Annotated in this window: 14 protein-coding genes; 3 read left to right on the forward strand and 11 right to left on the reverse strand. The window is 62.2% G+C overall.

Annotated elements, in window-relative coordinates:
- Positions 1–148: 148 nt before the first annotated feature.
- Positions 149–796 carry a LysE family translocator gene (locus OH764_RS16150; protein ID WP_498847429.1) on the reverse strand — a complete coding sequence of 216 codons (648 nt, stop codon included), beginning with the start codon at positions 794–796 and terminating at the stop codon, positions 149–151.
- A 70-nt stretch (positions 797–866) separates the two neighbouring features.
- The gene (locus OH764_RS16155; RefSeq protein WP_498847430.1) at positions 867–1736 is read right to left on the reverse strand and encodes an NAD(P)-dependent oxidoreductase; all 870 of its coding nucleotides are present in this window, start codon (positions 1734–1736) and stop codon (positions 867–869) included.
- 133 nt (positions 1737–1869) lie between these two features.
- On the opposite strand from OH764_RS16155, the gene OH764_RS16160 reads away from it, so the two are divergent.
- A complete protein-coding gene (locus tag OH764_RS16160; RefSeq protein ID WP_214877924.1) occupies positions 1870–2658 on the forward strand; it encodes a Mut7-C RNAse domain-containing protein in 789 nt (262 codons plus the stop codon).
- A gap of 78 nt (positions 2659–2736) precedes the next feature.
- Positions 2737–3015, forward strand: a complete 279-nt coding sequence (locus OH764_RS16165; RefSeq protein ID WP_498847431.1) for a hypothetical protein — start codon at positions 2737–2739, stop codon at positions 3013–3015.
- A gap of 179 nt (positions 3016–3194) precedes the next feature.
- Here OH764_RS16165 and OH764_RS16170 read toward each other — a convergent pair whose 3' ends face one another.
- The 6 genes from OH764_RS16170 to OH764_RS16195 all read right to left on the reverse strand — a co-directional run bounded on the left by OH764_RS16170 (position 3195) and on the right by OH764_RS16195 (position 7210).
- Positions 3195–3407 carry a hypothetical protein gene (locus OH764_RS16170; RefSeq protein ID WP_498847432.1) on the reverse strand — a complete coding sequence of 71 codons (213 nt, stop codon included), beginning with the start codon at positions 3405–3407 and terminating at the stop codon, positions 3195–3197.
- A gap of 223 nt (positions 3408–3630) precedes the next feature.
- Positions 3631–4383 (reverse strand): IclR family transcriptional regulator domain-containing protein, encoded by a 753-nt coding sequence (locus tag OH764_RS16175; RefSeq protein WP_020070813.1) that lies wholly within the window; start codon positions 4381–4383, stop codon positions 3631–3633.
- Between the two features lie 239 nt (positions 4384–4622).
- Positions 4623–4874, reverse strand: a complete 252-nt coding sequence (locus OH764_RS16180) for a hypothetical protein (protein WP_498847433.1) — start codon at positions 4872–4874, stop codon at positions 4623–4625.
- Positions 4871–5095, reverse strand: coding sequence for a hypothetical protein (locus OH764_RS16185; RefSeq protein WP_498847434.1), 225 nt, complete (start codon positions 5093–5095; stop codon positions 4871–4873). Before OH764_RS16185 ends, OH764_RS16180 begins: the two co-directional genes overlap by 4 nt.
- Positions 5096–5670: 575 nt before the next feature.
- Complete coding sequence (locus OH764_RS16190; protein WP_498847435.1) at positions 5671–6363, reverse strand: DUF2242 domain-containing protein; 693 nt, start codon at positions 6361–6363, stop codon at positions 5671–5673.
- A gap of 193 nt (positions 6364–6556) precedes the next feature.
- Positions 6557–7210 (reverse strand): lytic transglycosylase domain-containing protein, encoded by a 654-nt coding sequence (locus OH764_RS16195; RefSeq protein ID WP_498847436.1) that lies wholly within the window; start codon positions 7208–7210, stop codon positions 6557–6559.
- A 322-nt stretch (positions 7211–7532) separates the two neighbouring features.
- On the opposite strand from OH764_RS16195, the gene OH764_RS16200 reads away from it, so the two are divergent.
- Entirely contained in the window at positions 7533–7793 is a 261-nt protein-coding gene (locus tag OH764_RS16200) for a DUF6723 family protein (RefSeq protein ID WP_498847437.1), read from the forward strand.
- A gap of 142 nt (positions 7794–7935) precedes the next feature.
- Here the strand turns inward: OH764_RS16200 and glmS are convergent, their stop codons facing one another.
- From glmS to ttcA, 3 genes are all read right to left on the reverse strand, one after another.
- Positions 7936–9753 (reverse strand): glutamine--fructose-6-phosphate aminotransferase, encoded by a 1818-nt coding sequence (gene glmS / locus OH764_RS16205; protein WP_498847438.1) that lies wholly within the window; start codon positions 9751–9753, stop codon positions 7936–7938.
- Between the two features lie 61 nt (positions 9754–9814).
- Positions 9815–11176, reverse strand: a complete 1362-nt coding sequence (gene glmU / locus OH764_RS16210; protein WP_498847439.1) for a bifunctional UDP-N-acetylglucosamine diphosphorylase/glucosamine-1-phosphate N-acetyltransferase GlmU — start codon at positions 11174–11176, stop codon at positions 9815–9817.
- Between the two features lie 129 nt (positions 11177–11305).
- Entirely contained in the window at positions 11306–12280 is a 975-nt protein-coding gene (gene ttcA, locus OH764_RS16215; protein ID WP_498847440.1) for a tRNA 2-thiocytidine(32) synthetase TtcA, read from the reverse strand.
- Between the last annotated feature and the right edge of the window lie 2 nt (positions 12281–12282).

Genomic DNA, 12282 nt, shown 5'->3' on the forward strand with positions numbered 1-12282 from the left:
GCGGGCTGAATCCATATCAGAGGAGACATGGAGGAGACAAGACAAACTATAGCAAAAGGTTTGGTGCGACGCAACATCAAAATCAGGGTTGTCCCCTCTTGTTGCAGTTTCGCCACATGTGCTTAAGCAGGGGGCCAATGCGCTGCGGTCAGTGCCGCACTAACGCCATCATGGCGCCAAAGCCGACGAAAACGCCGCCCGTCAGGCGATTGAACAGGCGCGCGACATTGCGGCTCTTCAGACGGCTGCCGATGCGCGTGCCAAACCCGGCATAGACGAAATACCAGCTCACCTCGAGAACGGCGAACGTCGCCACCAGAATGCCGAACTGCGGCAGCTTGGGCAGCGAGGCGTCGATGAATTGCGGCAGCAGCGCCGCAGCGAACAGAATCGCCTTCGGATTGCTGCCCGACACCAGGAAACCGTTGCGAAATAGCGCGAAAGGCGAGCGGACCGGTTTCGCGGCCCGGTCGTCGGCATTGGTCGCAGCCTCGGTCCCCGCGGTCTCATCAGCGGGCGCGCGCCATGCCTTGATACCGAGGTACACCAGATACGCCGCGCCGATAAAACGCAGCGCGTTGAAGAGAGCCGGCCACGCCTCGAGAAACACGCCGAGCCCCGCCGCCGACACCGCCAGCATCAGCACCAGTGCCGACAGACATCCGGCCATGGTAGCGCCTGTCCGGCGCAGGCCGTGGCGGGCGCCGTGCGTCATGACGAGCAACATGTTCGGGCCCGGAATGGCGCACACGACAAAGACAGTGGCGGCAAACAGCCACCAGGTATGCAAACTCATGGCATCACCGCGAAAAGATTGGGCGACTATTATGCACGTGAAGCGTCACCGCCCGTACGGGCCGCGTTGGTCAACGGCCGGCCCGGCGGGCTGCCACTTGGCCCAGCACCGCGAAATCTTTCTCGCCGTCGCCATGCGCGACTGCCTCCAGCAGGCTGTCCCGAACGACGCTCGCGATTGGCAGCGGCGTCGTGACTGCGTCGGCTGCGGCAAGTGCAAGCCGCAAGTCTTTCAGCCCCAGACGCGCCTTGAAGAGCGCCGGCTCGTAGCTCTGCTCCGCGATCATCTTGCCGTAGCCTGCGTAGACCGGGCCGGGGAAAATCCCGCTCGTGATCACGTCGAGGAAATCCTGGATCGCAAGGCCATGCCCCGACACCAGCGCGGCAGCTTCGCCCAGCGTCTCGACCGCCGCGCCAAGCATGAAGTTCGCGGCAAGCTTGATGACGTTCGCCTGTTGCGGCAGCGAACCGATGCGCCAGGTTTTCTGCCCGATTGCGTCGAAAACAGGCTGCACGCGATCGATCGACTCCGCCGGCCCGCCGGCCACGATCGTCAGCTTGCCGGCGGCGGCCACGTCCGGCCTGCCGAGCACCGGTGCGGCAACGTAATTGACGCCGCGCGACGCATGCGCGGTCGCGAGTTCTTCGGCAAGCGCCACTGAGATCGTCGCCATGTTCACGTGAATCAGGCCGCGCGGTGCATGCTCCAGCAGCGATGCGGTCACGACCTCGCGCAAGGCGGCGTCGTCGGCGAGCATTGAAAACACGGCGTCGCCGGCGAACGCTTCGGCAGGCGTCGCGACGATTTTCGCGCCTGCGTCTACGAGAGGCTGCGCGCGTTCTGGCGAGCGGTTCCATACACGTACCTGATGCCCTGCTTTCAGGATGTTTGCAACCATCGCGGCGCCCATTTCGCCGAGACCGATAAAACCGATGTCCATCTGAGGCTCCGTCTTCTAAAGAACTGGAAGTAAAGCACACCCGTGGGACATATGCAGGAAAACGACGCAACGGCGGCACGCAACCGGGCATGTCACTGCGGCACGCAATGGCGCACGGTGCGATACTTCTGCGATGGTCACCGCGACTTTCCGCTTCTATGAGGAGCTGAACGATTTTCTCGCCCGGCCGCTGCGCCGGCGAGCGTTCGCCTACGCATGCGCGCGCGACGCCACGACGAAACACGCGATCGAAGCGCTCGGCGTACCGCACACCGAAGTGGAACTGATCCTCGTGAACGGCGAGTCGGTGGGATTCAATCATCCTCTTGCCGAGGGCGACCGGGTCGCCGTCTATCCGAAATTCGAAGCGCTCGACATCCGCCCGCTGCTACGAGTGCGCGAACGGCCGCTACGCGTAGTGCGCTTCATCGCCGACGCGCATCTTGGCGGCCTTGCCCCGCTGCTGCGACTGGCGGGATTCGATACGCTCTACGACAACCACTATCCTGACGCGGATATCGAAGCACTCGCCGCCGCCGAGAACCGCATCGTCCTCACCCGCGACCGCGAGCTATTGAAACGCCGCTCGATTACGCATGGCTGCTACGTCCGCACGCTCCGTCCGCGCGAGCAGTTGCGCGAAGTGTTCGAACGGCTGGATCTGGCGGGCAGCGCGCAGCCGTTCCGTCTATGTCTGATGTGCAACGCACCGCTGCGGCGCATTCCACGCGACGAAGTCGGCGACCGCGCGCCCGACGGCGTGCTGCAGCGGCATAATCAGTTTGTCACTTGCGACGTGTGCCGCCGCGTATTCTGGGAAGGCACACACTGGCAAAGAATGCGCGCGCTGATGGACAGCGTGGCCGCAGCACCGGTCGACGCCGACGCTCGCGATGCAGATGCGTCGGCCGCCTCGCCTTGACGTGCAACGCCTTCGCTCGCGCGACGCAACGCGCGGTGCGTACAATGCGGGATTACCTATCTGGCAGAGGCCTGACGTATGGCGATGAAAAAGACCGACCTTGAAAAGAACAAGGCACTCAAGCTGAACAATGCAATGAAGCAGTCCACCGCCGAACGCTTCGGCAAGGCTTCGGCTGCGGAGCCGAAACTGGATCGCCGGGAGCAGCGCAAACTGGATCAGGCGCAAGGCCTCGTCGCGTTCGCATGCAAGCTGAACGGCGACTTGGTTGCAGAGCTGAAAGTGCGTGCCGCGACGCATCCCGAAGGGATGACCGGACTACTGAACGAAGTGATCAAACGCGGCCTCGCGGGCTAAACACCGCTAACGCGAATGCGCGGCGCGGTATGCGAGCGCGCTCGACGAAGATCGCTGCGAATCGCCGGGACTCGCGACAAGCGCGACCGGAATGCAAAAAGGCCAGAGCAGGAGCTCTGGCCTTTTTGCTTGCGGCGCGTGCAGCAGGCGAAGCGGCTCGCCTGACGAAGGTCGCCAGCTTAGTTCTGCGTGCCCTTGTCGTTCGTGCCGGCAGCCGACGCTGCTGCAGAGACCGGAGCGCGCTTGCCGTGCGTGCTCAGCTTCTTCACGTGATGCTTCTTCGGTGCGCTTGCTGCAGCGGCCGGAGCGGCTGCGTCCGATGCTTGTGCGAAAGCTTGAACCGAAACCAGCGCGATCGATGCTGCTGCGAGCGAGACGATAACTTTTTTCATGTGTTGTTCCCCAAACCTCAACGACTGAGTCAGTGTGAATGAAATAACTGCGCGGTGAAGCAGGGAGCGCTGCGGGCGCCTTACCGCTTCCCGCGGGAGAGTATTACCTGGCGTAGGCGGTTTGTCATGCGCAAAACGGGATATGTATTTTCCGGGAGACAGCTGCCTTTCGAGCCGCTTTCGCTCATAAACAGCCGATATCAGGGATATCCCTTAGGTCTTTCTACACCAGATTGCGCAGCAGGCTAGCGGTCTCGAGCAGCGTCGGCAGAACGCGGTGCAGCGCGGCGTTCGCCGACTCCTGACCGATCGGCATGCTCACGCTAATCGCCGCGACGACCGTGCCGTGCCGGTCGCGCAGCGGCACCGCGACGCCGCGGACACCGAGTTCCAGTTGCTGGTCCGTGACCACATAACCATTGCGCCGAATCTCACCGAGCACTTCGCGCAGCCGTTCGATGGTGGAGTACGTGTGCGGCGTGAACACCTTGATCGGATACGACGCGAGCCATTGTTCGATGTTCTCCGGCGCCTGGAAGGCCAGCAACACCAACCCCGCGGACGATAACGGCGCCGGCGCGCGCGAGCCGAGCACGAAGCCGACCGCCATCGCCCGGTTCACACCGTTACGGGCGACGTAGACGACGTCGTGTTCGTCGAGAATCGCGACGAGCGCGGTCTCCTGGAGCGTCGCCGTAATCCGTTGAAGGAACGGCTGCACCGTGCGCGGCAAGCGCGCGGAGTCGAGATAGGACTGACCCAGCCGCAACACGCGTGGCGCGAGCCAGAAGAGCTTGCCATCGGTGTCGACATAGCCGAGTTCGCGCAGCGTCAGCAAATAGCGGCGCGCCGCCGTGCGCGACAGACCGGCGCGTCCGGCCACCGCGGTCGGCGTCATCCGCGCGTGCTCTTCGTCGAATGCCTCGATGATCGCGAGCGCTTTCGCGGCGCCGGCGATCCAGTCTTTGTCGTCCATCGGGTTGCCTGCGATTCGGGCTGCGAGCGAAAGCTCTGCCGGCGGCTCGCTGCTGTCTACGCCGCTGGCGCCGCTCGTCGCGTGATTGTGCCCGAAGCCGTCTCACTCTTGCGCGATTGGCGCGCGCGGAGCGTTGGATCAGACGATGGTCGGCTTTGCGGGCGCATGAATCGGCGCTTTAACGAGCACCGGAGCGTGCAATAAACACGGTGGGAAAAAGCGGCACGCTGGGCGCGCCGTCAAGCGGCGCGTGGATGCGCGTACAGGCGCCTGGCGTCGCCGGTGGGTGGGAATACGCACCAGCAGCCGTCGTCGTGACGGAAAAAGAACAGAGCGCGCGAGCCGGATTCCGCCGATGTCTCCACGCGCACGTAGCGTCGGCCGCCAACTCGGGTGCGACTGAATTCGGTGACGTGCACAGCCGCAGACGGAGCGGGCGCCAGCCATTTCTCGACGAGAAAACGCAACGACTGTTCGCTCAAGGCTCTCATGATCCGCTCCGGGCCGGCTTGCTCTCGCGAACCTCGCGGGTCGTGTCGGCGCTTTCGTTGCCTTCGTCGCGTTCGGGACTCTCTTCCAGCCCCGCATCGCGCTCGGCCGATACGATCGCGATTTCCCGGTTGGTAGCCGCCGCCCGCAACGTGCTGCAGTGGGCAGCATGCCTGATATCCGATAGAAGACGGACCAACTGTCGTGCTGTTCTGCGCTTCATCCGACACCCCCGCACTGCACCAAGAACCTCAGAAACCACTTTAACTCTATGCCCGGATCGCGCATTTACCAACCTTTTTTGGCTAAATAGCAACGGTCGCGCTGCAGAAAGAGAGACGCAAACTTCGTTCCGCCTGCCTCAATCTGCGCGCGACGGTGCGTGCGATCTGTACGCTCGCGAGCCCTCGGTCGCAAAAGGAGCCGTCCTTCGCACGCGCCCCATGTAGCAGCGCGCTGCGGTACTTATCCACAGCGGCCTTTGCATAACGTCGGGATAGCGCATGGAACAGCCTGTGCGCGAAATCTTGATAAAACGGAGAAGGCGTCGCCGGCATGAAAAGTTATCCCGGCCTTGTAGATTTTCTACAGCGGACAGCCCCACGGTTATCGCGACCGCATTACTTTGATCTAACGGAAGAATTCGCGGTTATCCACAGACAGGACTAACCCTTGTTAACTACTACTACATATGTATACGTCTTAAGTAAAAGACCTAAGAGAGCTGCGGCTCCGCGCTGGTTTTGCGGGCTGCAACCGCCGTGAGCGGCGACAGCCCGACGACTTATCCGGTGTGACTCAGCGTACTAAGGCTGCTTCGCTCGCCGGTTGCACCGAAGCGGCTTTGCCGATCGGGTCGGCGATGTCGGGCGAAGGCGAAGGGGAAGGCGCCACGGTCTCGACCGGCATCGGCAGCAGATGTGTCTCGATGCGGTCGTTGACGACAGGCTGAGTGCGCACCACCGTCTGCAGATAGTGGCCGACGAGACCAAAGAACCGGTCGTAGAACTTGCCCGAGGGAATGGTCTCGCTCGAGATCTTCACCATCGCGTCGCTGTTCGAGCGGATTGGCAGTGACAGCGAACCGAGCACACTCAATCCGACACTTGCCGACGTATCGCTCTTTTTCAAAGCGAAGCCGTTCTGCACGGCGTTCACATAGACGATGCTGCTACTGCTCGCCTCTTCGCCCGGCGTGCACACCACGTGAAATTCGACGACCACGTGGGTGTCGCCGGTAGGCTGGAAGTTCTTCGTGCCGTCGACGGTATCGTTGCGGGTCATCGTCGTCAGATAGCCCTGGCTCAATAAGGCTCGACGCGCAGCTTCACATGTGTCCGTGACGCTCGAGTTGAAATTGCGCGCATAGGGGCTCGCGCCGGTTTCGAATAGCTCTTGCTGAAACTTGGGCGTCGGCGCGCTGCTGCAGGCGGCGAGAATCAGCAGGCCGCACAGCGAAGCCGCAGTGGTCTTTAGAAGCGAGGTGGACATGGTCAATCAGAAACGCTGCGTGAATGCGAAAGAAATCGCACAGGAAACGCATTGTAGAGCGGTTGTCGCCGGTGCGTAAAAAGCGAGCAGCGAATCGGCCGACGCGCGAGTTGCGCCGTCTTTCACCATGCATCCAGCGATGCTGACAACCGTCGCCCCGCACAATTGGGTTGCGACGAAGAAGAGTGGACGTTCAGTTGGACGTCGTGGGAAGGGCCGCTGACGTTACCGCCCTGCTCGGGCCCGCGCCGCCAACGCCGGTCGAAGGGACAGTGAACGCGTCGGACCAGCTGCCGGATGCCGGGCAACCGTCGGTCGTGCGAGCGTCGCAGGAAACCATTCGGCCGTCCGGATTTTTGGCTGAGTCTTGAGGTGTCGCGACGCCGGCAAAATCGCCCGCACGCAGGCTGACTTTTTGCGCGTAGGCTTGCGAGCCGCCGTAGCTCCTGAGCGCGGCGTTCATATCGCCGTTAGCCGAGCGCATGTAGCCGTACAGGATCGCGGAGCCGGCTTCGATGTTGGCCGTCGGCTCCGTGAGATCCTTCACGTTTCTCAAAAGCCCGCGATGAGCGCTCGGCACGACCTGCATCAGGCCCGTTGCGCCGTTGGCGCCCTTGGCCTTTTCCTTGAAGCGCGACTCGATCGAGATAATCGCCAGCAGTAGCGCGGGCGGTAACGAGTATTTCGATGCGGCGGACTGCACGGCATCGGATATCTTTGCAGCCTTTTCCTTGGCGAGGCCGAACTTCTGCGTCAGATAGACGGACATGCGGTCGCCGTTCTCCTCAGCCAGCGCCGATTGGGCGAGGCCGAGCGAAAGCAGTATCAGGCAAAGTAACCGACTCATGGCATAGGTCTGAGGAAAAAGTTTGCGCATTATAACCCTGCCTTAAAAATAGGCATCGGTCCGCTAAACGCAGACTCTCAGGTCCAGACGCCGCCTAAAGTGCACGTATCCCTCGCTGTATGTGTCGGCGGTGCGGTTGCACGCTGCGTGTCTAAATGCAAAAGGTGATCCGTTAGTTGCGATTGTTGACGTCTATGCGTTCCTCGTCGCACACATTGGAACGTGAAACAGCCTCGCTTCCGCGGATTTGAGACAATGACGGTCGCCGGCGATCTTCCGTCCGCGACAATCGCAGGTTAATCGAACACGAGATGTCCTCAGCATGAGCAAGACCGCATTTGTTCCCAGCGTCCCCGCCGCATCGGAGGACGATTTCGAAATATCGGCGAAGTCCAAGCTCGCGGGCTACCGGCGCTTCTACGGCGTATTGAAAGTCGTTCGAACGACCGACGGCCGCGTGCTGTTCCCGTTCGATGGCGCACCGGAACTCGGCCCGTATCCAACGAAGCTGGAGGCGGTCGCGGCCGCGCAGGTCTACGGCGAACACATCGCGTTGTCCGACCTCGCCCGGCCAGAGTTGTGAGCACAACGGGGGCGGTGACGAGCCTCGCGGGTAGCCATCAAGGGCAGACGCTGTACAAACGAAAAAAGCGCCGGCTATATAGCCGGCGCTTTGGTCTGGTGAGCTACCTGAATCTACAGCAACAAAGCTCCGCCAGTCCCTCTTACTCCACCGTCACCGACTTCGCCAGATTCCGCGGCTTATCCACGTCGGTGCCTCGCGCGCAAGCCGTGTGATACGCCAGCAGCTGCAGCGGCACCACATGCAGAATTGGCGACAACAGACCGTAGTGCTCCGGCATCCGGATCACATGGATGCCCTCGTCGTTGACGATCTTCGTATCCGCGTCCGCGAAAACATACAGCTGGCCGCCACGCGCGCGCACTTCCTGGATATTCGACTTGAGCTTTTCGAGCAACGCGTCGTTTGGTGCGACGGTCACGACGGGCATTGCCTCGGTGACGAGGGCAAGCGGTCCGTGCTTCAGTTCGCCAGCCGGATAAGCCTCGGCGTGAATGTAGGAAATTTCCTTCAGCTTTAACGCGCCTTCAAGCGCGATCGGATAATGCATGCCGCGGCCGAGGAATAGCGCATGTTCCTTGCGCGAAAACTCTTCCGACCACGCGATGATCTGCGGCTCAAGCGCCAGCACGCTGTTCAGCGCGGCGGGCAAATGGCGAAGCTGCCGCAAGTATTCGGTTTCCTGCTCCGGGCTCACGCGCCCGCGCTGCTTTGCGAGCGTGACGGCCAGCACGAACAGCGCGACCAGTTGCGTCGTAAACGCCTTCGTCGACGCAACGCCGATCTCGCGGCCCGCGTGCGTGAGAAACGCCAGTTCCGTTTGGCGCACCATCGCGCTGGTGCCGACGTTGCACACGGCGAGCGTATGCCGATGCCCAAGCGCCTGCGCATGCTTGAGCGCTGCAAGCGTGTCCGCCGTTTCGCCGGACTGCGATATCACGACCACGAGCGACCTGGGATTAGGCACCGACTCGCGGTAGCGATACTCGCTGGCAATTTCCACCTGCGTCGGGATCTTGGCGATCGACTCGAGCCAGTATTTCGCGGTGAGCCCCGAGTAGTAGCTCGTGCCGCACGCGAGGATCAGCAGGTTGTCGATATCCGCGAACACGTTCCCGGCACTTTCGCCGAACAGCGACGCATCGAACGAATCCGATTGCGGGATCGTGTCGGAAATCGCGCGCGGCTGCTCGAAGATTTCCTTCTGCATGAAGTGACGGTACGGGCCAAGTTCCACCGCGCCGCCGTATGCCGCGACCTGACGCACCTCGCGGCGCACTTCGTTACCCTCGCGGTCGGCAATGCGCACACCCTCGAGCGTCAATTCGCAGACATCGCCTTCTTCCAGAAAAATGAAGCGCTCCGTGCTGCCTGCGAGCGCAAGCGCGTCGGAGGCAAGGAAGTTCTCACCGTCGCCAAGTCCCACCACGAGCGGCGAGCCCTGGCGCGCGCCCACCACGGTGTGCGGCTGGTCTTTATGCAGCACCGCGATCGCATAGGCGCCGTGCAGTTGCGCGACAGCCTCGCGTACAGCCGCAAACAGGTCGCCCCGATAAAGGCTGTGAATCAGATGCGCGATAACCTCTGTGTCGGTCTGCGAGACGAACGTGTAACCCTTGTCACGCAATGCTTCCCGCAGCGATTCATAGTTTTCGATGATGCCGTTGTGTACCAACGCGAGCGCATCTTTCGAAAAGATCGGGTGCGCGTTGTCGGTGACCGGCGCGCCATGCGTGGCCCAGCGCGTATGGGCAATACCGGTGATGCCGCCCAGGTGGCTGTCGCGTACCTGATCGTCGAGATCGGCGACGCGCGCCACGCTGCGAGCGCGCGCCGGGCCGCCTTCGCCCAGCACGGCCACGCCGCATGAGTCGTAGCCGCGATATTCGAGGCGCCGCAGTCCTTCGATCAGGACGGGGACGATATTACGTTGCGCTGCCGCGCCAACAATGCCGCACATGGTCTGTTCCTCGTTCAGTGCTGGAAGCTTGCAGGGCGCACGTCGCCCCACGGCCGTTCCATCAACTCTTCTTTTTAGTCGGGCGTACGTAGCCCGTCTTGCTGGTTTGCGTTTTGTCGTTCAGGACCAGCGAGTCTGCCTCGACGTCCTTCCAGACCGTGGTGCCCGCCGCGATCGTCGCGCCCCGCTTCACAAGCACCGGCGCAACCAGTTGCGTGTCTGAACCGACGAAAACGTCGTCTTCGATGATCGTGCGGAATTTGTTCGCGCCGTCGTAATTGCACGTGATGGTGCCCGCGCCGATGTTCACCCGCGCGCCGATATCTGAGTCGCCGATATACGTGAGGTGATTGGCTTTCGAGCCACGACCGAGCACCGCGTTTTTCACCTCGACGAAATTGCCGACATGCGATTCGTCGTGCAACGACGCGCCCGGGCGCAACCGCGCATAAGGCCCGAGCACGACATTCGCGCCGACTTCCGCGCCTTCGATATGCGTGAACGCATCGATCCGCGTACCTGCGCCGATGGTCGCGTTGCGGATCACGCAGTTCGGCCCGACCGTCACGTTATCAGCCAGCGTTACGCGGCCCTCGAACACGCAGTTCACGTCGATCGACACGTCGCGGCCGCACTCCAGCGTGCCGCGCACGTCCACGCGCGCCGGATCGGCAAGCGTCACGCCGGACACGAGCAGTGCGTCAGCCACGTTGCGCTGATGAATCCGTTCCAGTTCGGCAAGCTGCTGCTTGCTGTTCACGCCCAAGGTTTCCCATTCGTCCTGAGGCTGCGTGGTGACGACTTCCAGGCCCGCTTCGATTGCCATTTCGACCGCGTCGGTCAGATAGAACTCGCCCTGCGCGTTGTCGTTCTTCAGCGCGGCGAGCCAGCCCGCAAGACGCTCCGTGGGCGCGACGATAATGCCCGTGTTGATCTCGGCAATCAGAAGCTGATCGGCGTTCGCGTCTTTCTGCTCGACGATGCGCGACACCTTGCCCTGCGAATCGCGCACGATGCGGCCGTAGCCGCTCGGGTCGGCAAGCGACACGGTGAGGACGCCGTAGCCATGCTGCCCTGCGCGTTCTACCAGCGCCCGCAGCGTGCTGGCACGCGTGAGCGGCACGTCGCCATAGAGCACGAGCGTGGGCACGGACGGATCGAGAAGCGGCAAAGCCTGCTGCACCGCGTGGCCCGTTCCGAGTTGCTGTTCCTGCACGGCGAACTGCACGTCGGGCGCGGCAACGGTTTCGCGGACCAGGTCCGCGCCGTGACCGATCACCACGACGAGCCGCGTGGGCTTCAGTGTGCGTGCAGTCTCGATGACATGAGCGAGGAGCGGCCGGCCGGCCAGGGGATGGAGCACCTTGGGAAGCGCGGACCGCATGCGCTTACCGGTGCCTGCCGCCAAAATCACGATGTTCATGGCGTCGGCGTATAGACGGAGTTTGGAGCCGTCGATTCTATCATGCACGCACTTGTCAAAATGACCGCGAAAGCGGCCATTTTGCGAGCGAAAGCCCGCACGCAGACGCCTTTTTTGCGAGCGTTCGAATCAAAGATCGTCGAACTGGACGATCGAGATCGGCCGCGCGGCGCCAAGCGGCGCGCCGTTATCGGCGTCGGTCGAGCACGGTTCTTCGTCGAATGCGATGTCGCCTTGCGGATCGGCCTCGCCGGTCGCGCGCAGGCCCGCGAACGGAAACAGATTGTGATCCATCAAGTGCGACGGTACGACATTCGACAACGCGTTGAACATATTTTCGATGCGCCCCGGGAAGCGCTTTTCCCAATCGCGAATCAGCGCCTTCATCTCAGCGCGTTTCAGATTCGGCTGGCTGCCGCACAGATTGCACGGAATGATCGGGAATTCACGCAATTCCGCGTACTTTTCCAGATCGGTTTCCTTCACGTAGGCGAGCGGACGGATCACGATGTTCTTGCCATCGTCCGATTGCAGCTTGGGCGGCATGCCCTTCAGCTTGCCGCCGTAGAACATGTTCAGCAGCAACGTTTGCAGAATGTCGTCGCGATGATGGCCGAGCGCGATCTTGGTCGCGCCCAGTTCGCCCGCCACACGATAGAGAATGCCGCGCCGCAATCGCGAACACAGCGAGCAGGTGGTCTTGCCCTCGGGCACGAGCCGCTTGACGATGCTATACGTGTCCTGGTTTTCGATGTGAAACGGTATGTCGAGCTGCTTCAGATACTCTGGCAACACGTGCTCGGGAAAGCCGGGCTGCTTCTGGTCGAGGTTCACCGCAACGATGTCGAAGTTGATCGGTGCGCGTTCGCGCAGCCGCATCAGCACGTCGAGCATCGCATAGCTGTCCTTGCCGCCGGACAGGCAGACCATCACCTTGTCGCCGTCCTCGATCATGTTGAAGTCGCCAATCGCCTCGCCGACCTGGCGCGCAAGCCGCTTGAAGAGCTTGTTGTTCTCGTACGCTTCCTTCTGCTCGCGGCGTGTGAGTGGCGACTTCTGACGGGTCGCGGGCGTGGTGTCGTCAATGATTTCCGGAGCATTCATGG

This window comes from Burkholderia sp. M6-3 (assembly GCF_050858985.1).
Taxonomy (GTDB): domain Bacteria; phylum Pseudomonadota; class Gammaproteobacteria; order Burkholderiales; family Burkholderiaceae; genus Paraburkholderia; species Paraburkholderia caledonica.